2 protein-coding genes are annotated in these 1,539 nt (G+C 72.6%); both read right to left on the bottom strand.

Annotated features, from left to right (window positions below; all coding sequences use genetic code 11):
• On the bottom strand, positions 1–917 hold a 917-nt coding region (gene nagZ, locus FV228_RS29230; RefSeq protein ID WP_147857657.1), incomplete at its 3' end, for a beta-N-acetylhexosaminidase.
• Positions 918–1,226: 309 nt separating this feature from the next.
• Positions 1,227–1,539, bottom strand: a 313-nt coding sequence (locus FV228_RS29225) for an SPOR domain-containing protein (protein WP_246694071.1), incomplete at its 5' end; no start/stop codon positions are given.

Raw genomic sequence — 1,539 nt, 5'->3', positions numbered from 1 at the left:
GCTGCGGCCCGCCGGGCGGCTGCGCCGTCGAGGATTGGTGCCGCCTCGGCGACCGCCCGCATCTCGTCCATCGCGCCGTTGCAGTGCAGCCCGACATCGATCCCCGCCGCGAAGGCGGCTGCGGTCCGGTCGCGGAACGTGCCGGTGAGCGCGTGCATCGACAGGTCGTCGGTCATCAGCAGCCCGTCGAAGCCGATGGCGCCGCGGATCACGTCGCGGATGACGGTCGTCGACTGGGTCGCCGGGCGGTCGGGATCGATGGCCGTGAAGACGACATGGGCGCTCATCGCCATCGGCAAGTCGGCGAGCGCCTGGAACGGCCGGAAGTCCTGGGCGGCCAGCGCCGCCAGGGTGGCTTCCACCACCGGCAGGCCATGATGGCTGTCGCAGGCGGCGCGGCCATGGCCGGGCACGTGCTTCATCACCGGCAGGACGCCGCCGGCCATCAGGCCTTCCGCGACGGCCCGGCCGATCTCGGCCACCCGATCCGGGGTCGATCCGTAGGCCCGGTCGCCGATGATGTCGTGTGAGCCCGGGGCCGGCACGTCCAGCACGGGGGCGCAATCGACGTTGATGCCGACCTCGGCGAGATCGTGGGCCATCAGCCGGGCCCCGAGCCGCGCGATCGCGGTGGCGCTGCCGTTCAGGCGACCGTAGCGCCCGCCCGCCGGGTAGGCCGGCCAGTGCGGCGGGCCCATGCGCTGGACCCGGCCGCCCTCCTGGTCGATCAGGATCGGGGCTGCGTCGGAGTCCAGGCAGTCCCGCAGCGACGCCGTCAGCGCCCGGACCTCGTCCGGCGTGCCGATGTTGCGCTTGAACAGGATGAAGCCCCAGGGCCGCACGTCCCGGAAGAAGGCGGCCTCCTCGACGGAGAGCGTCTTGCCGGCGCAGCCGAGGATCAGGGCACGGGCGGTCATGCGGGGTTCTCGGTGGCCGCGCGGGTGCGGCGGAAGATCGATCGGGTTCGGCGAATCGGTGCTGGCAGATTCGGACGGGAACAGGGAGCCGGCAAGGCGAAACCGCGGGGCCGCCTCGATGAAGACCGCCTCGGGGACCGAGTGTTGCGGGCGGGACTCGCGTGCACCGTCCCCTCAGCTTGGCCCCTCCCCGTCCGCTGGGGAGGGAAACACGCCTGGCCCTGGCCGTCGCTCACGTCCGGCGACGATGCGTGGACATCGTCTCGCGCTGGATCGCGAGCACCACCGGTGGCCGGCGTTACCGCGACCTCAGTTCTTGGCCACGAAGCACTGCCCGCCTTCGCCCTGCAGGGTGCTGCACAGGCTGGTCGCCTCATTCTTGGCCAGCGGCCCGACGCGGACGCGGAAGATCGTCTTGCCGTTGACCTCGGCCTGGCGGATCAGCTCGGGCTTGCCGGCGAGGCCGCTGTACTTGGCCTGCATCTGCTTGAGCGCCGCCTTCGCCTCGGCGGCGGAGCTGCGGACGCCGAGCTGGACCGAGAACCCGCCGACCGAACCGGTCTTGACGGTGTCGTCGACGGCGTCCGGCGCGTCCGGGGCCGGCGTGGCCACCGTGGCGACC

It is taken from the genome of Methylobacterium sp. WL18 (assembly GCF_008040015.1).
GTDB classification, from domain to species: domain Bacteria; phylum Pseudomonadota; class Alphaproteobacteria; order Rhizobiales; family Beijerinckiaceae; genus Methylobacterium; species Methylobacterium mesophilicum.
Note: the sequence above shows the minus strand (reverse complement) of the source record. Positions and strands in the feature narration are given on the sequence as shown.